16 protein-coding genes and 1 pseudogene are annotated in these 19756 nt (G+C 63.2%); 8 read left to right on the top strand and 9 right to left on the bottom strand.

Translation table 11 applies throughout. The annotated features are described in order from the left end of the window. Nucleotides 1-5: 5 nt before the first annotated feature. The 4 genes from AC0J42_RS27270 to AC0J42_RS27255 form a co-directional block, all read right to left on the bottom strand. The gene (locus AC0J42_RS27270; RefSeq protein WP_416427049.1) at nt 6-554 is read right to left on the bottom strand and encodes a tetratricopeptide repeat protein; all 549 of its coding nucleotides are present in this window, start codon (nt 552-554) and stop codon (nt 6-8) included. Nucleotides 555-781: 227 nt separating this feature from the next. Then, entirely contained in the window at nt 782-2065 is a 1284-nt protein-coding gene (gene hemL / locus AC0J42_RS27265; protein WP_416427048.1) for a glutamate-1-semialdehyde 2,1-aminomutase, read from the bottom strand. Between the two features lie 17 nt (nt 2066-2082). Further along, the gene (gene thiE / locus AC0J42_RS27260) at nt 2083-2709 is read right to left on the bottom strand and encodes a thiamine phosphate synthase (protein ID WP_416427047.1); all 627 of its coding nucleotides are present in this window, start codon (nt 2707-2709) and stop codon (nt 2083-2085) included. A 24-nt stretch (nt 2710-2733) separates the two neighbouring features. Continuing rightward, entirely contained in the window at nt 2734-3531 is a 798-nt protein-coding gene (locus tag AC0J42_RS27255; RefSeq protein ID WP_416427046.1) for a hydroxymethylpyrimidine/phosphomethylpyrimidine kinase, read from the bottom strand. Between the two features lie 263 nt (nt 3532-3794). Between AC0J42_RS27255 and AC0J42_RS27250 the strand changes: the two genes are divergently transcribed. The 4 genes from AC0J42_RS27250 to AC0J42_RS27235 all read left to right on the top strand — a co-directional run bounded on the left by AC0J42_RS27250 (nt 3795) and on the right by AC0J42_RS27235 (nt 10256). Next, a complete protein-coding gene (locus AC0J42_RS27250; protein ID WP_473004601.1) occupies nt 3795-6188 on the top strand; it encodes a hybrid sensor histidine kinase/response regulator in 2394 nt (797 codons plus the stop codon). 71 nt (nt 6189-6259) lie between these two features. Next, nucleotides 6260-7909, top strand: coding sequence for an acyl-CoA dehydrogenase family protein (locus AC0J42_RS27245; protein ID WP_473004600.1), 1650 nt, complete (start codon nt 6260-6262; stop codon nt 7907-7909). Between the two features lie 165 nt (nt 7910-8074). Next, nucleotides 8075-9547, top strand: coding sequence for an AMP nucleosidase (gene amn, locus AC0J42_RS27240; RefSeq protein WP_416427043.1), 1473 nt, complete (start codon nt 8075-8077; stop codon nt 9545-9547). A 139-nt stretch (nt 9548-9686) separates the two neighbouring features. Next, entirely contained in the window at nt 9687-10256 is a 570-nt protein-coding gene (locus AC0J42_RS27235; protein ID WP_416427473.1) for a pseudouridine synthase, read from the top strand. A gap of 34 nt (nt 10257-10290) precedes the next feature. On the opposite strand, the gene AC0J42_RS27230 is transcribed toward AC0J42_RS27235, so the two are convergent. Together AC0J42_RS27230 and AC0J42_RS27225 are read right to left on the bottom strand one after the other, a co-directional pair. Beyond that, entirely contained in the window at nt 10291-10494 is a 204-nt protein-coding gene (locus AC0J42_RS27230; RefSeq protein WP_416427042.1) for a DUF2788 domain-containing protein, read from the bottom strand. 12 nt (nt 10495-10506) lie between these two features. After that, the gene (locus AC0J42_RS27225; RefSeq protein ID WP_416427041.1) at nt 10507-10986 is read right to left on the bottom strand and encodes an Lrp/AsnC family transcriptional regulator; all 480 of its coding nucleotides are present in this window, start codon (nt 10984-10986) and stop codon (nt 10507-10509) included. A gap of 455 nt (nt 10987-11441) precedes the next feature. On the opposite strand from AC0J42_RS27225, the gene AC0J42_RS27220 reads away from it, so the two are divergent. Continuing rightward, the gene (locus AC0J42_RS27220) at nt 11442-12536 is read left to right on the top strand and encodes a DUF6515 family protein (protein WP_473004599.1); all 1095 of its coding nucleotides are present in this window, start codon (nt 11442-11444) and stop codon (nt 12534-12536) included. On the opposite strand, the gene AC0J42_RS27215 is transcribed toward AC0J42_RS27220, so the two are convergent. Then, entirely contained in the window at nt 12521-13435 is a 915-nt protein-coding gene (locus tag AC0J42_RS27215; RefSeq protein WP_416427039.1) for a cation diffusion facilitator family transporter, read from the bottom strand. The genes AC0J42_RS27220 and AC0J42_RS27215 overlap by 16 nt on opposite strands. Before the next feature lie 12 nt (nt 13436-13447). Next, nucleotides 13448-13867: a polyribonucleotide nucleotidyltransferase gene (locus AC0J42_RS27210; RefSeq protein WP_416427038.1), complete on the bottom strand. Its 420-nt coding sequence runs from the start codon at nt 13865-13867 to the stop codon at nt 13448-13450. 108 nt (nt 13868-13975) lie between these two features. Between AC0J42_RS27210 and AC0J42_RS27205 the strand changes: the two are divergent. Together AC0J42_RS27205 and hrpB are read left to right on the top strand one after the other, a co-directional pair. Further along, nucleotides 13976-14356 (top strand): annotated as a pseudogene (locus AC0J42_RS27205) (DEAD/DEAH box helicase); the annotation flags it as partial. Nucleotides 14357-14483: 127 nt separating this feature from the next. Further along, nucleotides 14484-17006, top strand: coding sequence for an ATP-dependent helicase HrpB (gene hrpB / locus AC0J42_RS27200; RefSeq protein WP_473004598.1), 2523 nt, complete (start codon nt 14484-14486; stop codon nt 17004-17006). A gap of 465 nt (nt 17007-17471) precedes the next feature. On the opposite strand, the gene AC0J42_RS27195 is transcribed toward hrpB, so the two are convergent. Next, the gene (locus AC0J42_RS27195) at nt 17472-18860 is read right to left on the bottom strand and encodes a DEAD/DEAH box helicase (protein ID WP_473004597.1); all 1389 of its coding nucleotides are present in this window, start codon (nt 18858-18860) and stop codon (nt 17472-17474) included. Between the two features lie 669 nt (nt 18861-19529). On the opposite strand from AC0J42_RS27195, the gene AC0J42_RS27190 reads away from it, so the two are divergent. After that, nucleotides 19530-19751, top strand: a complete 222-nt coding sequence (locus AC0J42_RS27190; RefSeq protein WP_473004596.1) for a helix-turn-helix domain-containing protein — start codon at nt 19530-19532, stop codon at nt 19749-19751. Nucleotides 19752-19756: the final 5 nt, after the last annotated feature.

The following is a 19756-nucleotide window of genomic DNA, read 5'->3' as shown; positions in this document are numbered from 1 at the left end:
TCAGCTCAGGGCAGCGGCGAGAAGGGCGAGCGCCCGTCGGCGGTCTGCAGTTCCAGCAGGTATTTGCGGAAAATCTGCCCCAGCACCTGGGTGGCCATTTCCAACTGGTCGCGCGGCATCTGCGCGGCCACCTCGTCGGCGCTGTCCAGGGCGTCTTCCTGGCCGTTCACGGCGGCCATCTTCAGCACGATATAGGCCTGCACGTTGTTGGCCGGCACGCCTTCGCCGTGGAAGAACATCAAGCCCAGGTGGTATTGCGCGTCGGCATGGCCTTGCAGCGAGGCCTGCTCGAAGTAATTGAGCGCCTGGTTCAGGTCGCGGGGGGTGGCGGTGCCGTCGTAGTAGAACTGCCCCAGCTCGTATTGCGCCTGGGCGTCGCCGGACTTGGCGGCCGCCTGGCAGCTGGCCAGGGCCTGTGGCAGGTCCTGGGGCTGGGTGTTGAGCGTGCAGCGACCCATCGCCGGAATCAACAGCGAATTGCCGCCTGCCGAGGCCAGCAGGGGCTGAAGAAGCAACAGGCAGCCCAGGGCAAGGGCGCGGCCGGTGCGGTTCATGGGGATCGACTTACCTCAACAGGAAACGGGCGGACCCGGCCAGAACAAGGACTGGTGGCACATTATGAAATAAGCCGGCCTGTCCTTACAAAGTCTTTACTCGTTTTTCTGCTCTGTGGGTAGGGATTGAGTAAAAGTAACAGCTGGAACGCTGTGTGGGAGCTGGCTTGCCAGCGAGCTTTTCAGGGCCTCAAAAGCTCGCTGGCAAGCCAGCTCCCACAACGTTCTTATTTCAACGCTGCGAAGGCGCGCTCGGCCGCATCCAGGGTGATTTTAAGCTCGGCGTCGCCATGGGCGATGGAGGTGAAGCCCGCCTCGAACGCGCTTGGCGCCAGGTACACGCCGCCTTCCAGCATCAGGTGGAAGAAGCGCTTGAAGCGCTCGGCGTCGCTGCTCATCACGTCTTCGAAGGTGACGATGTCGTCGGCGCCGCTGAAGTACAGGCCGAACATGCCGCCCGCCTGGGTGGTCACGAACGGGATGCCGGCGGCGTCGGCGCGCTGCTGCAGGCCGTCGAGCAGGCGCGTGGTGTAGTCGCTCAGCTCGTCATGGAAGCCGGGACGGCTGATGAGGTTCAGGGTGGTCAGGCCTGCGGCCATGGCCAGCGGGTTGCCCGACAGGGTGCCAGCCTGGTACACCGGGCCCAGCGGCGCGATGTGCGACATGATCTCGCGCTTGCCGCCGAAGCAGCCCACGGGCATGCCGCCGCCGATGATTTTGCCGAAGGTGCTCAGGTCCGGGGTGACGCCGTAGTAAGCCTGGGCGCCGCCCAGGGCCACGCGGAAGCCGGTCATCACTTCGTCGAAGATCAGCACCACGCCGTGCTGGGTGCACAGCTCGCGCAGGCCTTGCAGGTAGCCTGGCGCAGGCGGCACGCAGTTCATGTTGCCGGCCACCGGCTCGACGATGATGCACGCCACTTCCTCGCCCACTTCAGCCAGCATTTCGGCCACGGCCTGCAGGTTGTTGAACGGCAGGGTCAGGGTGTGCTTGGCGAAGGCCGCGGGCACGCCCGGCGAGCTTGGCACGCCCAGGGTCAGGGCGCCGGAGCCGGCTTTTACCAGCAGGCTGTCGGAGTGGCCGTGGTAGCAGCCTTCGAACTTGATGATGCTGTCGCGGCCGGTGAAGCCACGGGCCAGGCGAATGGCGCTCATGGTGGCCTCGGTGCCCGAGCTGACCATGCGCACCATTTCCATGGACGGCACCAGCGAGCAGACCAGGTCGGCCATCTGGGTTTCCATCTCGGTCGGCGCGCCGTACGACAGGCCGTGCTCCAGCTGCTTGCGCACCGCGTCCAGCACGTCGGGGTGGCTGTGGCCCAGGATCATCGGGCCCCAGGAGCCCACGTAGTCCACGTAGCGCTTGTCGTCTTCGTCGGTGACGTAGGCGCCGGCGGCGTGCTTGAAGAACAGCGGCGTGCCGCCCACGCTCTTGAAGGCACGCACGGGCGAGTTGACGCCACCGGGGATGTGTTTCTGGGCGTTGGCAAACAGCGTTTCGGAGCGGGACATAATCAGGGTCTCGTTAATCAGGCGGATTCGAACAGGGCGTTGAACGCGCGGGCGCGAGCGGTCACTTCCTGGGCGGTGTCGGCGCCAAACAGGGCATTGACCACGGCCAGCAGGTCGGCGCCCTGTTCCAGAAGTTGCGGGGCGTTGGCCAGGGTGATGCCGCCGATCGCGCAGATCGGCAGCTTGAACTGGGCGCGGGCCTGGCTGAGGGTGTCCAGGGGCACCAGGCCGGCGTCGGGCTTGGTGCTGGAGTCGAAGAAGGCGCCGAAGGCCACGTAGCTGGCGCCTTCGCGGGCAGCTTGTTCAGCCAGGTCGAGGCGGCCATGGCAGGTTGAACCGATGATGGCGTTGCGGCCCAGCAGCGCACGCGCCGGGGTCAGCGGGCCGTCGGTCTGGCCAAGGTGCACGCCCACGCCCAGGCGGGCGGCCAGCTCGGCGTCATCGTTGATGATCAGCTGGGTCTTGTACGGTTCGCACAGCTTGCGCAGTGCTTCGGCCTCGCGCAGGCGGCGGGCCTCGTCGGTGCTCTTGTCGCGGTATTGCAGCAGCAGCACGCCGCCGTCCAGGGCCGCCTTGACGTAGTCAAGGAAACGGCCGGCCAGCAGCTTGCTGTCGGTAATGGCGTAAAGGCCACGTAGTTTCATCACACTTACCTCTATGGCGCGGCGTTACGAGCAGAAATCCAGTGGCAGGCGGCGAGGCACATACTGGCCCTTGCCGAGCTGCTCGGCGTCACGCAGGGTGCGCCAGGTGTAATCGAGGGCCGACTGCACGGCGCTCTCCAGTTGCTCGCCCAGGGCCAGGCGGCCGGCCAGGGCGCTGGCCAGGGTGCAGCCCGAACCATGATAGCTGCCGGGCAGGCGCTGGCAGATGAAGGTCTGGCGGCGGCCGTCACGGCTGTACAGGCGGTTGTGGATTTCGGTTTCGTCACCGTGGCCGCCGGTGATCAGCAGGTGGCGCACGTAGGGCAGCAGTTTTTCCGCGCATTCGTCGGCGCTGCCTTCGGGCAGTTCGGCCAGGATGCGAGCTTCGGGGAGGTTAGGGGTAGCGATGATGGCCAGGGGCAACAGGCGCTCGCGCATGGCGTAGCCGACCTCGTCCTTGCCCAGGCGGCCGCCGCCACCGGCGCGCAACACCGGATCGCAGACCATCGGCAGGTGCGGGTGCTGGCTGAGCAGCTCGACCACGGTGTCGACCATTTCCAGCGAGCCGAGCATGCCCAGCTTGACCGCGGCCACCTCGGAGTCGTTGAGCACGGCATTGGCCTGGGCCAGTACCCACTCGCGGTCGAGCACGCGGAAGTCGGTGACATTGACAGTGTCCTGCACGGTCAGGGCGGTCACGGCCGGGGCGGCGTGGCAACCTTGGGCGATCAGGGCTTCGATATCTGCCTGCAGGCCGGCGCCGCCACTGGGGTCGTGGCCGGAGAGACAGAGGACAACGGGGCGGGAGCTATAGATATTCATGGTGCGCGAGCTTACCACCAAACGCTTTTGCCGGGACCGGGCGGCATCGGCTGTTTTTTTGTCGCAATAGTCAGGCAGTTTTTCCTGGTGTTGGCTGAAAGCGCCGACCTAGAGCCTTCGATACAATTTTTTACAGCCGCTGCGCTAGTGGCAAGAAGCTATGCTAGAGTGCTTCGAAACCGATAACAGGCACTGCCGGACGACGTCGTCTCAAAGGGAATGGGGGCTTCCTGACGCGCTCGGACAGGCTACGCTGGGGCTGTATGCGCTATTTCCTGATTCTACTGGTGGGCTGGCTACCGCTGCTGGCCTGCGCGCTCGATTTTGACGAGTCCACGCGCACCCTTCCCCTGGGGCACGTGATGCAAGTCTATGAAGATGTCGATGGCTCGGCCAGCATCGAGCAGGTTTCGTCCGCGGCCTTTGCCGATCGTTTTCATCGGCAAAGCGAAGCCGTGCTCAACGCCGGCTACTCGCGCTCGGTGTTCTGGCTGCGCGTGGACCTGCGCTACGTGCCCAAGGACCCCGAGGCCGTGGGCAACTGGCTGCTGGAGCTGGCGTACCCGCCCATGGACAGCATCGAACTGTTCCTGGCCGACCCCAACGGCAAGTTCCGCCTGACCCAGAGCACGGGCGACGAGCTGCCGTACTCGGTGCGCGAGATCAAGCAGAACAACTACGTGTTCGCCATTCCGTTCCCGGCCAACCAGACCACCACCGCCTACCTGCGCATTCACAGCGAAGGCTCGGTGCAGGCGCCGCTGAACCTGTGGTCCTATACCGCTTACCTTGAAGATCAGCCCACCCGTCTGTATGTGCTGGGCCTGATCTACGGTGTGCTGCTGGGGATGCTGGTCTACAACCTGTTCATCTACCTGAGCGTGCGCGACCGCAGCTACCTCTACTACATCCTCTATATCGCCTCCTTCGGCCTGTACCAGGTGTCGGTGAACGGTGCCGGGGTGCAGTATTTCTGGCCCGAGAACCCCTGGTGGGCCAACGCCGCCACGCCGTTCCTGATCGGCTCGGCCGCGCTGTTCGGCAGCCAGTTCGCCCGCAGCTTCCTGCAGACCGCCGAACACAGCCGCTGGCTCGACCGCCTGCTGATGGTGCTGATGGGCGTGGGCGTGGTGACGATGATGCTGTCGCTGACCGCCACCTACGGCATGGCCTTGCGCCTGGCGACGGCGCTGGCGCTGGTGTTCACTGTGGTGATCTTCAGCGCCGGCCTGATCGCCTGGTGGCGCGGCCTGCGCCTGGCACGCTATTTCATCATCGCCTGGACCGCGTTCCTGGCGGGCGGCATCGTCAACACCCTGATGGTGCTGGGCTACCTGCCCAACGTCTTCATCACCATGTACGCCAGCCAGATCGGCTCGGCGCTGGAGGTGGGGCTGCTGTCCCTGGCCCTGGCCGACCGCATCAACTCCATGCGCGAGCAACAGGCGCGAGTGCTGCTGGAAGCGGGGCAGAAGCTGGAACTGCTCAACCAGCAACTGGCCAACAGCAACCGCCTCAAGGACGAGTTCCTGGCCACTGTCACCCACGAGCTGCGCACGCCCATGAACGGTGTGATCGGCTCGCTGGAGCTGATGCAGACCGTGCCCATGGACACCGAACTCGAGCAGTACCAGCAGACCGCGGCCGGCTCGGCGCGGGACATGATGCGCATGGTCGACGACATCCTCATCCTCACCGAACTGCAGGCCGGCAAGCTTTACCCGCGCCACGAACCGTTCGGCGTGCAGGCCCTGCTCGACGGCCTGCAGATGCAATTCGGCCGGGCCGCCCAGGCCAAGCACCTGGCGTTCTCGGTGGAAACCGACAGCGACCTGCCCGAGCGCCTGCAGGGCGACTCGAAGAAGCTGGCGCTGTGCCTGGGTTGCCTGCTGGACAACGCCGTCAAATTCACCCGCCAGGGCTCGGTGGGGCTGCGGGTGCGCGTGGGCGAGCGCACGGCGGACGGCCTGGCGCTGAGCTTCAAGGTCAGTGACACCGGCATTGGCTTCAGCCAACTGGCCGACGCCACTTTGTACCAGCGGTTCTTCCAGGTCGACGGCTCCATGACCCGTGAATACGGCGGCCTGGGCATTGGCCTGGCGATCTGCCGGCAATTGGCCGACCTGATGGGCGGCGAGCTCAGCCATCACTCCGAACCGGGGCGCGGCAGCTGGTTCGAACTGCACGTGCAGTTGGGCCTGGTGGACGACCTGGGGCCAACCCCGGCCGGGCCGCGTACCGAGCACCAGCGCACCCAGCGCTCGCCCCACGACTGCACGGTGCTGCTGGTGGATGACAACAGCATCAACCAGCTGGTGATCCGCGGCATGCTGCTCAAGCTGGGCTACCGCGTGCGCACGGCCGACGATGGCATTACCGCGCTGGAGTTGTTGCACCGCGAGCGGTTCGACGCCGTGCTGCTGGACTGCCAGACGCCGCTCACCGACGCCTTCGCCACCTGCCGGCGCCTGCGTGAACTGCCCGGTTGCGCGCGCCTGCCGGTGCTGGCGGTGGTGGGCCAGCGCCAGGAACGGGAGCGTTGCCTGGAGGCCGGCATGAGCGATTGCCTGAACCGGCCGGTGCGTTTCGAAGAGCTGCAAGCCACCTTGCACCGCTGGTTGCTGGTCAAGGTGCAGGGCGAAAGCGCCGACATTTAGGCCGGTATGTCACTTTGACAGGGGCGGGTAGCGTGATTCACTGGGGTATGAACCTGCCCCAGGAGCCCGCCATGAACCTGCACCAGTTCGCCGAAACCCACGAAGTCAGCAACCAGCCGCCGCCCCTGGATGGCGCCAACCTGTGGCGCATCGACCTGCCGCTGCAGGCCTGGGCCAAGCGCTTCGGTGGCGGCTGGGCCGAGGCGCGCATCGACGCCTACGGTGCCCTGGCCGGTGGGCCGCTGATGGCGGCGGGGTTCCTGGCGAACCAGAACAAGCCGGTGTTCAGCAGCCACGACCGCTACGGCCACCGTATCGACCTGGTGGAATTCCATCCCGCTTATCACGAGCTGATGCGCGCGGCCGTCGAGCACGGCTTGCCGTCCCTGCCCTGGACCGATCCGCGCCCCGGCGCCCACGTGGCGCGCGCCGCTATGACCTACCTGCACACCCAGGCCGAGGCCGGCAGTGGCTGCCCGCTGACCATGACCTTCGCCAGCGTGCCGGCGCTGCGCCTGCAACCGGACCTGGCCGAGCAGTGGCTGCCCAAGGTGCTGGCCACCGAGTACGACCCGCGCAACGTCGGCATGGCGCACAAGGCCGGGGTCACCCTGGGCATGGCCATGACCGAGAAACAGGGCGGCACCGACGTGCGCGCCAACACCACCCGCGCCTTCCCCGTGGGCGCCCCGGGGCCGGGCCAGGCCTATGAACTGGTGGGGCACAAGTGGTTCTGCTCGGCGCCCATGTGCGACGCCTTCCTGACCCTGGCCCAGACCGACAAGGGCCTGACCTGCTTCCTGCTGCCGCGCCACCGCCCGGATGACACCCGCAACGAGTTCTACATCCAGCGCCTGAAGAACAAGCTGGGCAACTGCTCCAACGCCTCCAGTGAGGTGGAGTTCCGTGGCGCCCTGGCCTGGATGGTGGGCGAGGAGGGCCGCGGCGTGCCGACCATCATCGAGATGGTGGCCATGACCCGTTTCGATTGCATGGTCGGCTCCAGCGCGCTGATGCGCCAGGCGCTGACCCAGGCCGCGCACCATTGCGCCCATCGCCAGGTGGGCGGCCGAGTGCTGGCCGAGCAGCCGTTGATGCAGAACGTGCTGGCTGACCTGGCGCTGGAAAGCGAGGCGGCGCTGGCGCTGAGCCTGCGCATGGGCCAGGCCCTGGACCATCTGGAAGACGGCCAGCAGGCACGCTTCGCCCGGCTGATGACGGCAGTGGGCAAGTATTGGATCTGCAAGCGCGCCCCGGCCATGATCAACGAGGCCGCCGAGTGCATGGGCGGCGCCGGCTATGTCGAGGACAGCATCCTGCCGCGGCTGTACCGCGAGGCGCCGGTCAACTCCACCTGGGAAGGCTCGGGCAATGTGCAGTGCCTGGACGTGCTGCGCGCCCTGTCCAAGGAACCGGGCGTGCTCGATGCCCTGTTCGCCGAGCTGGGTGACGGCCATGGTGATCGCCGCCTGGCGGCGCACATCGGCGGGCTGAAAGCGGCGTTCCAGGACACCAGCGACATCCAGTACCGCGCCCGCCAGCTCACCGAGGACATTGCCCTGGCGGTGCAGGCCAAGCTGTTGCTGGAGGCCGGCAATGCGCTGGTCAGCGACGCCTTCATCGCCAGCCGCCTGAGCGGCGGCGGCCGCGCCTACGGCGCGCTGCCGCGCGGCCTCGACGTCGAATCACTGGTCCAACGCTCAACCCCCCACCTCCCGTAGCAGCGGCCGCAGGCCGCGTCCCCAGGCAACGCAGGTCCTTCGCCGGACGCAGCCTTCGGCAGCTGCTACGCAGGTCGGGCGCCTGGCCGCGTCACGGGCAACACGTGCCTTTATGTGTTGTTACAGGCAAGATGGAGGTCTGCAAGATCAGACAGGAAGCGCACCGTGACTCGAACTGCCGAAGCCTTTGTTGTTGTCGAAACCGCCGAACAAGCCGTCGATCGTCTGGCTGAACTGCACGAGCGGGGTACCAAGGCCCTGAGCCAGGCGCTCAAGCAATACCTCAAGGACCGCAGCGAACCCGACGCGGCCCAGCGCGCGCTGTTCCACTACCCGGAACTGCGCGTCACCTACACCTACAGCGGCGAAGTCCCGCCCATTACCCGCGCCTACGCCAAGGTACAGTCGCCGGGCACCTATTCGGTCACCGTCACCCAGCCGGCCGCGTTCCGCACCTACCTGCTGGACCAGCTCAAGCCGCTGATGCGCGACTTCTCCGTCACTGTCGAAGTGGGCGTCAGCGAGCAGAACATCCCGTACCCCTACGTGGTCGAGCAGGGCGATGAGCTGGCCGGCAGCGGTGTCACCGCCGCCGCCCTGGCCCGCGTGTTCCCCAGCACCGACCTGTCCGCTGCCACCGATGGCGTGGCCGACGGCCTGTACGACTGGGCCACTGCCGACCCGATGCCGCTGGCGCTGTTCGACGCCGCCCGCGTCGACTTCTCCCTGCGCCGCCTGATCCACTACACCGGCAGCGACTGGCGCCACGTACAGCCGTGGATCCTGCTGACCAACTACCACCGCTACGTCGACCAGTTCGTCAGCCATGGCCTGGAGCAATTGCAGAGCGACCCGCGCTTCGTGCGCATGGTCATGCCCGGCAACGTGGTGATCGAGAAGGGCATGGCCAGCGAGCAGGCCCAGGCCCTGGTGGACAGCGTGGTGTGGCACCGCTACCAGATGCCGGCGTACCACCTGATTGCTGCCGATGGCGACGGCGTGACCCTGGTCAACATCGGCGTTGGCCCGTCCAACGCCAAGAACATCACCGACCACCTGGCCGTGCTGCGCCCGCACTGCTGGCTGATGATCGGCCACTGCGGCGGCCTGCGGCAGTCGCAGACCATCGGCGACTACGTGCTGGCCCACGCCTACATGCGCCAGGACGGCATCCTCGACCGCGTGCTGCCGCCGAACATCCCGATCCCGGCCCTGGCCGAGGTGCAGATGGCCCTGCAGGAAGCGGCCGCGCAGATCACCGGCGAGCGTGGCGACGAGCTGAAAAAACGCCTGCGCACCGGCACCGTGCTGACCTACGACGACCGCAACTGGGAGCTGCGCTGGGCCCAGGAACGGCCGCTGATCAACCTGTCGCGCGCCGTGGCCGTGGACATGGAAAGTGGCACCATCGCCGCCCAGGGTTACCGCCTGCGCGTGCCGTACGGCACCTTGCTGTGCGTGTCCGACAAGCCGCTGCACAGTGAGATCAAGCTGCCGGGTTCGGCCAACGCGTTCTACAACCGCGCGGTCAGCCAGCACCTGAAGATCGGCATCGCCGCCCTGGACCTGCTGCGCACCGAGCTGACTTCGCTGCATTCGCGCAAACTGCGCAGCTTCGACGAGCCGCCGTTCCGCTGAGGTTTGCCCAAAGGCGCCGGGCCCACTAGCATAGTCGGCCCAGCTGCCTTGAAACCTTGCCCCCATGCCTTTGCCACCCCGCACCAACGCCCGCCGCCCGGGCGCCAAACCCTTTGCCAAACCCGGGCAGCCACGGCGCGTGGCCAAGGCGCCGCCGGCCGAGCCGCGGTTGATCCTGTTCAACAAGCCGTTCGACGTGCTGACCCAGTTCAGCGACGGCGAAGGGCGCGCAACGCTCAAGGATTTCATCGACATCCCCGGCATCTACCCGGCCGGGCGCCTGGACCGTGACAGTGAAGGCCTACTGCTGCTGACCAACGACGGCCAGTTGCAGGCGCGCATCGCCGACCCCAGGCACAAGCTGGCGAAAACCTATTGGGTACAAGTGGAAGGCGAGCCCACCGAAGAACACCTGCAGCGCCTGCGCCAGGGCGTCGAACTCAACGACGGCATGACCCTGCCGGCCCAGGCCCGCCTGTTGGAAGAGCCAGACCTGTGGCCACGCGACCCACCGGTGCGCTTCCGCAAGAGCGTGCCCACCCACTGGCTGGAACTGATCATCAAGGAAGGTCGCAACCGCCAGGTACGGCGCATGACCGCCGCCGTGGGCCTGCCCACCCTGCGCCTGGTGCGCGTGCGCATCGGCGACTGGGCACTGGATGGCCTGGAGCAAGGCAAATACCGCGAAGTCCCCGCCCCCCGCCCGTAGCAGCGGCCACCGGCCGCGTCCCGGCGCACTGCGGTCAATGGGCCTCAATCACCGCAATCACCACGCTCTTGATCACGAACGCGAGGATCCCCAGGCCCAACACCGCAAACAGGATAAGGGTGCCAAACCGTCCGGCCTTGGACTTCTTCGCCAAGTCCCAGACGATAAACCCCATGAACCCGATCAGCACGGTCACCAGTATCGTCATCATCCATTCTTCGAATACCGCCGGGTCCATGGGCAGCCTCCGTCAGGTGCGCAGGTGGGTGAGGGGTAGCTCGGTGCTGGCCAGTACCTGGTTCAGCACGAAGCTGGAGCGCACGCTGGTGACGCCGTCGATACGGGTCAAGTGGCCCAGCAGCAGTTTCTGGTAGTGGTCCATGTCCGGCACCACCACCTTCAACTGGTAGTCGGCTTCCATTCCGGTCACCAGGCTGCATTCCAGCACCTGGGGCAGGGCGCGCACCGCGGCCTCGAAGTTCTCGAAACGCTCGGGGGTGTGGCGGTCCATGCCGATGTGCACGTAGGCGGTGAGGCTCAGGCCCAGCATCTTGCGGTCCAGCAGGGCGACCTGGCGGGTGATGTAGCCGTCGTCCTCCAACTGCTTGACCCGGCGCGAGCACGGCGAGGGCGACAGGCCGATACGCTCGGCCAGTTCCTGGTTGGAAATACGAGCATCGCGCTGCAATTCAGCCAGAATGCTCAGGTCATATCGGTCCAGCTTGCTCATGGATCTGCCCTTGATCTTTAATATTGCTGCAAATTATCCATCTGAAGGCAAAAATTGCGCAAGTGATGTTTTCGTCAGCAATCTTAGCAATCCCCTGCCGCCGCGTTCGCCGTATTCTTTTACCCAGAATCACTACCCGGACACGAGTCCACTGCAACCAGACCCAAGCAGGCAGGTTGCGGCCACCACCCCCACAGGGGCTGTGCTGGCCCCCGGGTTGCACACTGCCCAGAAGGCGGCGTGAGGTGAGCCGGCGCCACAAGCGTCGAGCAGGACAGAAGACACTCAAGGGAGGCCGACGGGCCTCCCTTCTTTATTTGTGCGCGAAAAACGCCGCGCACGAAAAACATGTCCCCGCCGATACCCATCGCATACAGGCTGATAAACTTGAAGAACCGAGGGCGGTTTTTCCAGTCTTATCTATACGCCCCAACCATCCCCCCGTGAGGAAAAGCATGAAGTCGCGCATCTGGCACATGGCAGGTGTTGGTCTGCTCTGTGTGAGCGTCAGCGCTCCAACCCTGGCCGAAGGGCCTAACTCGCAGCAGGAACAGCGGGGCCCCCAAGGGCAGCAGCATGGCGGTGGCCAGCAGCAAAACCATCCGCAGCCACAACAACAGCAGCCACAACAACCGCCGCAACAGCAACAGCGTGCCCCGCAACAAAGCGGCCAGTACCAGTTTCATCAACAGAACTTCAACCGCGAGCAGCCCGGCAATGCCCGGCCGCAGAACGCGCAGCCGCAGTTCCATCAGCAGCAGGACACGCCCACGCAGTTCCACCAGGAACAGCAACGTGCGCCGCAGCAGAGCGGCCAATACCAGTTCCACCAGGAGCCGCGCCAGCAGCAGGTCGAGCAGCCGCCGATTCGCCCGCATCCGGATGAAGTGCGCCAGACCCAGCCGCCTATCCGTGGCAACTACGCCGACATGCCCAACCGCGACCGCCACGACGACCACCGCTGGCCGGGCCGCCCGGGTGGCTACGGCAACGGCTGGGGCTCGGGCCCGCAGTACCGGCCGGGGCAGTATGTCGATCGCTTCCCGGGGCAGTCCTACCGCGTGCCGTATCGCGGCGGTGACTACTTCTTCTCCAATGGCTACTGGTACCGCCCGGATGGCCCGCGCTACGTGGTCGTACGGCCGCCCTACGGCATTCGTACCCGCTACCTGCCCGACTACGCCAGCGAAGTCTGGATTGGTGGCGCGCTGTTCTTCATGGCTGCCGGCAGCTATTACCAGTGGGCGGACGACAGCCAGGACTACGTGGTGGTGAACCCGCCGGTGGCCCAGGAACAGATCCAACCGCCGCCTGAGCCAGAGCCGCAGCCCCAGCCCGCCGCCGACCCTTATGACGTGGCGGTGTACCCGGCCTACGGCCAGAGCCCGGAACAGATCCAGCAGGACAAGTACGAGTGCTATCGCACCGCCGTGCAGCAGACCGGTTTCGACCCCGCCAACGCCACCTACCAGCCTGACCCGGCGGTGGTCTACAGCTACCGCAATGCCATGGCGTCCTGCCTGAGCACCCGGGGCTACAGGGTGAACTGAGGGGTGTGGGCCTTGCCGGCCTGCACCACTTCCTCCGGGTCGGCGTGCACCAGCACTTCGGCCTTGGGGTACTGCGCCATGATCGCCGCTTCCGCCTGCTCGCACAGGGCGTGGGCGGCAGTCAGGCTCAAGGTGCCGGGCAGCTCAAGGTGCAATTGCACGAACCAGTGGTTGCCCGACACCCGCGTGCGCAGGTCGTGGGCACCCAGCACGCCGGGTACCGCGCAGGCCAGCGCCAGCATCTGCGCGCTGACGTCCGTGGGCAGTTCCTCATCCATGAGGATGGCCACGCTTTCGCGGGCGATCTGGTAGGCGCTCCAGAGGATGTACAGGGAAATACCCAGGCCGAAGAAGGCGTCCATCTGCCCGAAGCCGAACTGCGCCAGCAGCAAGGCCACCAGGATGCTGCCGTTGAGCATCATGTCCGAGCGGTAGTGCAGCGAGTCTGCGCGAATGGCCGTGGAGCCGGTTTCGCGAATGACCTTGTACTGGATGGCCAGCAGCCCTGCGGTCAGTACCAACGACAGCACCATCACGGCGATGCCGATGCCGGCCTGCCCCAGCGGCTGCGGGTTCTGCAGCCGTTCCACCGCCTGGTAGGCGATGAGCACCGCACTGAAACCGATGAACAAGGCCTGGGCCATGCCCGCCATGGCCTCGGCCTTGCCGTGGCCATAGCGGTGGTCTTCATCGGCCGGGCGCAGCGCATAGTGCACCGCCAGCAGGTTGAGGAACGAGGTGGCGCCGTCCAGCACCGAGTCGGTGAGGCCGGCCAGCAGGCTGACCGAACCGCTCAACCACCAGGCGATGGCCTTGGCGACGATCAGGATGGCCGCCGTGGCCAGGGAAGCACGTGTGGCCAGGCGCAGCAGCTTGATGTGGTGAGCGGATGTGGTCATGGTGGCCTGTGCTTAAGCGGCGGGCTTGAGGCCGTACATGGCCAGTTGTTCCGCGCTGCCACGGCTTTCGATCAGGCGCGGGTCGTTCAAGGGCAGGGTGCGGCCCAGTTCGTTCTGCAGGATAGCCTCCAGTTTCGCGCGGTCCACCTTGCCGTCGGCGCTTACCGCCTCGTGCAGTTTTTCCGGCGCTACCTGGGCGGTCTTGCCATGGGGGAAGTAGATGGCGCCGGTGGCGAAGTCGACACCGAACGCGATCAGGCCCGGGATAATGTAGAACAGCAGCCCGACGGCGTCGGCCACGGCAATGACCGGGTCGATGCGGCCTTCGATCTGGCCGCGACGCTCAGGGTAGAACAGGCTGCCGCAGGCCGTAACCTGGGTGAGCAGGGCGCCCACCAGCACACCGCCAATCAAACGCGAAGGAATACGCATGGGAATCTCCGAAATGGTGAATGCAACCCTACAGGGGTGCTGATACTAAGACCATGATTATAAGGCTCTAGTTCGCCGTTATACTTGCCGGCTTGCCTGGGAGCCACCATGATTTCATTGCCGATTGATGCCGTTCTGCCCGACCTGCGCCAGGCGCTTGCGGCGCGCCACGAAGCTGTCCTCGAAGCCCCGCCCGGCGCCGGTAAAACCACCCGCGTGCCGCTGGCGTTGCTGGGCGAGCCATGGCTGGCCGGGCAGACCATCCTCATGCTCGAACCCCGGCGCCTGGCCGCACGTGCTGCGGCCGAGCGGTTGGCCAGCGAGCTGGGCGAGAAGGTCGGGGAAACCGTGGGCTACCGCATTCGCCTGGACAGCCGGGTCGGGCCGAACACGCGCATCGAGGTGGTCACCGAGGGCATTCTCACCCGCCGCCTGCAGGAGGATCCAGCGCTGGAGGGCGTTGGCCTGGTGATCTTCGACGAATTTCATGTTTTGCCGATTGCACGGAAATCATCATTTGTCTGTCAAAAACTCCCGTCTTTCCCTTCACAGCCTTTGAGCTGAACCACCTCTCCACAGAGCCCGTCATATACTGCGTCCCTGATTTGGAGCCTCGATGATTTCTCTACCTATTGACCTCGTTTTGCCAGACCTACGAGAGGCCCTGGCCAACCGCAACGAAGTGATCCTTGAAGCGCCACCTGGTGCGGGCAAGACCACTCGAGTACCCCTAGCGCTCCTGAACGAACCTTGGCTTGGTGACCAGAGGATCCTGATGCTCGAACCTCGCCGGTTGGCTGCTCGGGCGGCGGCTGAGCGTTTGGCGAGTGAACTGGGTGAGAAGGTTGGTGAGACCGTCGGCTACCGCATTCGCCTTGAAAGGAAGGTAGGCCCGCGAACTCAGATCGAGGTGGTCACCGAAGGTATCCTGGCTCGCCGGCTTCAAGATGATCCCGCGCTCGACGGTGTGGGTGTGGTCATCTTCGACGAGTACCACCTTCGAAATCTTGACTCTGACCTTGCACTGGCTCTGTGTCTGAGTGCTCGCGAACTGCTACGTGATGAGCCCCCGCTGAAGCTGCTCATGATGTCCGCAACGCTGGAAGGTGCTCGCCTTTCAAAGGTGCTGAATGATGCGCCTGTGGTCACCAGTGAAGGGCGGATGTATCCGGTCTCAACGGTTTGGGGTAGCCCCTATCAGCCGGGCGAGCGAATCGATGCGCGAGTCACAGACACCTGCTTAGCCGCCATCAATGAACAGTCGGGAAGCGTTCTGGTTTTCCTTCCTGGGCAGGCAGAGATTCGGCGGGTGGCAGAAAACCTCAAGGAGCAGTTGAGTAGCCGTCCAGACGTGAACGTATGCCCGCTGTACGGTGACCTCGACCTGAACGCCCAGCGTGCTGCTATTGACCCAGCACCCAAGGGTTCGCGGAAGATCGTATTGGCTACGAACATCGCCGAGACCAGCTTGACCATCGAAGGCGTCAGAGTGGTGGTGGACAGTGGTCTCGAGCGAGTGCCGAAGTTTGATCCTCGCAGTGGCATGACCCGACTCGACACGCAGCGTATCTCGAGGGCCAGTGCTACCCAGCGTGCGGGGCGGGCAGGGCGCTTGGAGCCAGGTGTTTGCTATCGCCTGTGGTCGGAATCGCAGCACGAGCAAATGGCTGGCCACAGCACTCCAGAGATCCTGCAAGCGGATCTCGTAGCCCTGGCACTCCAGCTAGCCCGGTGGGGAATGAAGCCGGAAGAGATGACCTGGCTCGACCAACCGCCATCAGCCCCTTTCGGCCAAGCCAGAGACCTGCTGAAGCGCCTGGGCGCACTTGACGATGCTGGACAGCTCACGCCACACGGATCAGCCATGAGCGAGCTCCCAGCGCATCCACGGATCGCTCACATGCTCATCAAGGGCAATTGGATGGGCCTGGATGACCTCGCGTGCAACATCGCGGCTCTGCTGGGTGAAAAGGACATCCTGCGTGGAGCAGGTGCCGACCTTCACACCAGGTTGAGTGCCCTGTCAGGCGAGCAACATTCACGTCGTATTGGTGGTTCCCTCCAGCGGGTGAAGCAGTCTGCTCGGCAGTACCGATCCCTGCTGCGCGGGAAGGCCTCCAGCCCTGTTAGCGAGTCCGATCACCCAAGATGGGTAGGGTGTCTATTGGCGTTCGCCTACCCTGACCGAATCGGCTTGCAGAGGCGTGCAGGTGTATCTGAGTATCGTCTCTCTAACGGTCGAGCTGCGGTGTTCCCAGAGCCCGATGCCCTCACCAAGCACGAGTGGCTGGTGGTAGCCGACCTGAGTAGCCGGCAAGGGCAGCGCGAAGAGCGGATCTACCTAGCGAGTAATCTTGATCCGGCCCTGTTCGATGACGAGTTGGCTGACCTTGTAAGGTCTGTTGATGAGGTCGATTGGGACGAGAGGGAAGGGGGGCTCAAGGCTGAGCGGCAGTTGAAGGTTGGGCAACTCATATTGTCGACGAAAGCCCTGCCTAGTCTTGATGAGCAAACCCGTTCGCTGGCCTTAGTCAACCTGGTGAGGCGTAAGGGCATCGAGCTCCTGCCGTGGAACCCTGAGCTACGGCAGTGGCAGGCGCGGGTCGACCTGCTGCGTCAGCTGGATATCAAGAGTGGCCAGGCACAGAGCAAATGGCCTGATGTCAGCGATGCCAACCTCCTCGATACACTCGAAAACTGGCTCACGCCGTACTTGGGTAAAGTCACGAGGCTCAGCCACTTTAGCCAGCTGGATCTGTCTTCGATGGTCAGAAACCTCCTACCTTGGCCGCTTCCACAGGAGCTGGAGGCCCGGGCGCCTCAGGCGATCCAAGTGCCGTCAGGCTCGAATATCCGTATCGACTACTCGCAACATCCCCCAATCTTAGCAGTGCGGCTTCAAGAGCTGTTTGGCTTAGCAGAAACCCCTCGCATAGCCCAAGGCAATCAGCCGCTGATGCTGCATCTCCTGTCACCGGCCCGCAGGCCTGTGCAGGTCACCCAGGATCTCGCCAACTTCTGGCGCAGCACCTATGTCGAGGTGAAGAAAGATCTCAAGGGTAGATACCCCAAGCACTATTGGCCCGAAAATCCATTGGTGGCCGAAGCCACTGCTCGTGCGAAGCCAAGAGGGATTTAGGGGAATGGGGATTTTTAGCGGTTTTGCCTGCGCCGCAGTCATAGGGCGTTGTTCTAGGTGTGACAGATCACAAAGATGATCTTTTTGACATGAGATTCACTCTGGGTAGATTAATTTGTCGCTACAGACCGGAGCCTTGAAAGAGGAGTAGTGATGCCGGGGACACGCTTAGGTGAATTCCTCCTAGCCAATGTGCGGGATTTGAAAGGCTAAGCCGATATGTGATTCAGCCAATGCCCTACGGTATGCGTAATTGCATTGACTTGACCACCTATTTGCATTCGACTTGACCAGATGAGATTGACTAAATACAGCCGGGGGGGGGGGCGCGAGGCGAAAATTGGCCACGGTGACCCTAGCTAGGTACAGACGCTTGCTATCCCGAAAAGCAAGTCAAGCTGGCTGGATGATGCATCCAGAGCCACCTTTCGCGGTTCTCCCCCCCGGGTGAAATGTCATCGAAGGTCAGAAGATCGAAAGGATCTGGGTTCGATACGTTGAGGAGAGGTCCATTTGGTACGCTGCCTCTTGAACCAGCCGCCCTTCTAGTGAGCAATGCTCAGTATCGTCATTGTCATTACGCGACACCTCATGCGCGCGCGCGGGAAGCGGTTCATGAGCATTTTCAGCTGGACAGAAATCGCCTACTCTTTCCACTCTGAGTAATTGAGTATGACTAACCACCGCGAGATCGTCAGGGAGGTCTTCTGCTATTCGGTGGGAAAAACGCTGTAACGAGGGTTCCGCGAGGACGAGCAACCATGCCTCCTCGTCAGCAGATCCGCCTCTCCTCAGGACTCTCCCCAAAACCTGCCTATAATGCAACTCAGTGCGAATTCTGCTCAGATAGCAACATACTTGTAGTCGAGGAATGTCAGTTCCTTCGCTGATCATTCCCACGGCAACGATCCACCTCCCCTGTCCCTCACGAAATTCATTTATGATTGCTTGAGCACTTGGCATCCGGTTTGTGACTACGCGGCAGTCTTCTCCCAAAGCCTTTATTGCCGTTGCAACGCTGTTGGCGTGGCGAACGCTGGTCGCAACCACAAGGCCGCCAGCGTTCGGGATAAGTTCCCGAACCTGTGTTAGGCGACTGCAACCTAGCTCAATTACCTCTTGGATCAAGGCTTCATCGTTCAGGAGCTCTTCAAAGGTGACAGGCGACTCCTTTAGCAGATGCTCAATATTTGAGTAGACCGAAACCGTTGGGTTACTCCCCGCGCGCTCAGTCAACTGGATTGCGCTATTGTCGATTAGTAAGATTCGAGGTGAACGACATACTTGGTCAGCAATTGCTTCCCGTAAACCATACTGGTAATCGCATACCAAGCGGCCTTCAGGATCTGAGTATCTACCTAGCGCAATCGCCTTCTCATCAGATCGCCAAGGTGTTCCGGAAAGAGCTAATGTGTAAGCTGCTCGATCTTGGATACGCTGCAGAACGATCTGTCCCCAGGCATTGCTCAGAAGCGGGTCGTGGCCAGCGCAGTGATGTATCTCATCAAACACCACAAATACTCGATGGGTGTCGAGCAACTGCCAAAATGAGTCACTCTGATGGCCCATTGCTTGATACGTCGCTGCAACGCCAATTGACCCAAGACGCCCATCGAACGTTCGGCCCAAAATTGCTGAGAAAGTGCCTGAAAGCCCTTCAACTACCTGACACGACGGCGCAAAACAAAGTACGAGATCCACATCGCCTTGTAAGAGCAAGCGATGCGCTAGCTCGGCGGCCATTCGGCTTTTTCCTGCTCCAGGGGTTGCCTGGCAGAAGAAATGGGAGGACGTCCGATATTGCTTCAGGGCTATTTCAACGCACTCTTGCTGCCATTTTCGGAGAGCCTTCATGCAGCAACCAAGGACTTGAGGGTTTTCTCTACCGCGCGTAGGTGCCCCAGTAGACGAGAGCTCCGATCCCGGGCGTGAATGTATTCGTCTTCGAGCCGTGCCTTCAACTGAGGCATTTCAGCAAAAAGCTGCTTGTAGCGTTCCGCCTCACCAAGAAAGCTCAGCATATCCAACCGAATTTCTTTCGCCAGACGTTCTAGACGCTCACTCGGGGACACGTCAGCACTGGACCCGCGATGCACAAAATCAACCGGCGCACCGGTGCCGTGACTGCCGAAAGGTCCATCCGTCAAGTAAATGGTTATCGACTCTGACGGGGTCTGGACGTAGTACAACTGGTCACGCTTCCGACGCAGCTCATCTCGGCGAACCCACCCAACCCGAATCAAGCGGCTGATTTGCTCATATATATACCGCCAGAGTTCGACAGGGGACACAGCCGCAGCTGTAGGCAGTTGCCCTACGTAAGCGTCACGCATTGAACGGACAGTGAATCGATGAAGATCTCCTTTCTCCAGCAGACAATTTATGTGCCTGTCTAGCTTAAATGTCGCAGGTTTCATACAAGCACCGAGGCTGGCCATTCGAAAGGCAAAATGCGGATTATAATCCGTCGCCCCTCAACCAGTAAACGACCGATAGTCCCGCCTTGATCAAGGTGAGGCGGCTATGCGGCAGGAGTTGGCGAAGGTTTTGGGGCAGAATATTCGCGAGCGGCGGGCTTCGCAGGGGCTTTCCCAAGACGCATTAGCTCACGCCTGCGAATTGGACCGAAGCTATATGGGTCGAATCGAAAGAGGTGAAGTGAACCTCACTATCGAGAAGCTCTACCGCATCGCCCAGCATCTGAAGTGCCAACCGCATTCGTTACTGCCCCGACTTCTCCCCTAAGTCCA

Source organism: Pseudomonas sp. Tav-5-1A (assembly GCF_055755055.1).
Note: the sequence above shows the minus strand (reverse complement) of the source record. Positions and strands in the feature narration are given on the sequence as shown.

Bases quoted from the DNA above. Each gene is read 5' to 3' on its own strand.
- hemL (WP_416427048.1), bottom strand. From the start codon at position 2,065: ATGTCCCGCTCCGAAACGCTGTTTGCCAACGCCCAGAAACACATCCCC.
- AC0J42_RS27255 (WP_416427046.1), bottom strand. From the start codon at position 3,531: ATGAATATCTATAGCTCCCGCCCCGTTGTCCTCTGTCTCTCCGGCCAC.
- AC0J42_RS27220 (WP_473004599.1), top strand. From the start codon at position 11,442: ATGAAGTCGCGCATCTGGCACATGGCAGGTGTTGGTCTGCTCTGTGTG.
- AC0J42_RS27195 (WP_473004597.1), bottom strand. From the start codon at position 18,860: ATGAAGGCTCTCCGAAAATGGCAGCAAGAGTGCGTTGAAATAGCCCTG.
- AC0J42_RS27250 (WP_473004601.1), top strand. From the start codon at position 3,795: ATGCGCTATTTCCTGATTCTACTGGTGGGCTGGCTACCGCTGCTGGCC.
- thiE (WP_416427047.1), bottom strand. From the start codon at position 2,709: ATGAAACTACGTGGCCTTTACGCCATTACCGACAGCAAGCTGCTGGCC.
- AC0J42_RS27270 (WP_416427049.1), bottom strand. From the start codon at position 554: ATGAACCGCACCGGCCGCGCCCTTGCCCTGGGCTGCCTGTTGCTTCTT.
- hrpB (WP_473004598.1), top strand. From the start codon at position 14,484: ATGATTTCTCTACCTATTGACCTCGTTTTGCCAGACCTACGAGAGGCC.
- AC0J42_RS27245 (WP_473004600.1), top strand. From the start codon at position 6,260: ATGAACCTGCACCAGTTCGCCGAAACCCACGAAGTCAGCAACCAGCCG.
- AC0J42_RS27225 (WP_416427041.1), bottom strand. From the start codon at position 10,986: ATGAGCAAGCTGGACCGATATGACCTGAGCATTCTGGCTGAATTGCAG.
- AC0J42_RS27210 (WP_416427038.1), bottom strand. From the start codon at position 13,867: ATGCGTATTCCTTCGCGTTTGATTGGCGGTGTGCTGGTGGGCGCCCTG.
- AC0J42_RS27215 (WP_416427039.1), bottom strand. From the start codon at position 13,435: ATGACCACATCCGCTCACCACATCAAGCTGCTGCGCCTGGCCACACGT.
- AC0J42_RS27230 (WP_416427042.1), bottom strand. From the start codon at position 10,494: ATGGACCCGGCGGTATTCGAAGAATGGATGATGACGATACTGGTGACC.
- AC0J42_RS27190 (WP_473004596.1), top strand. From the start codon at position 19,530: ATGCGGCAGGAGTTGGCGAAGGTTTTGGGGCAGAATATTCGCGAGCGG.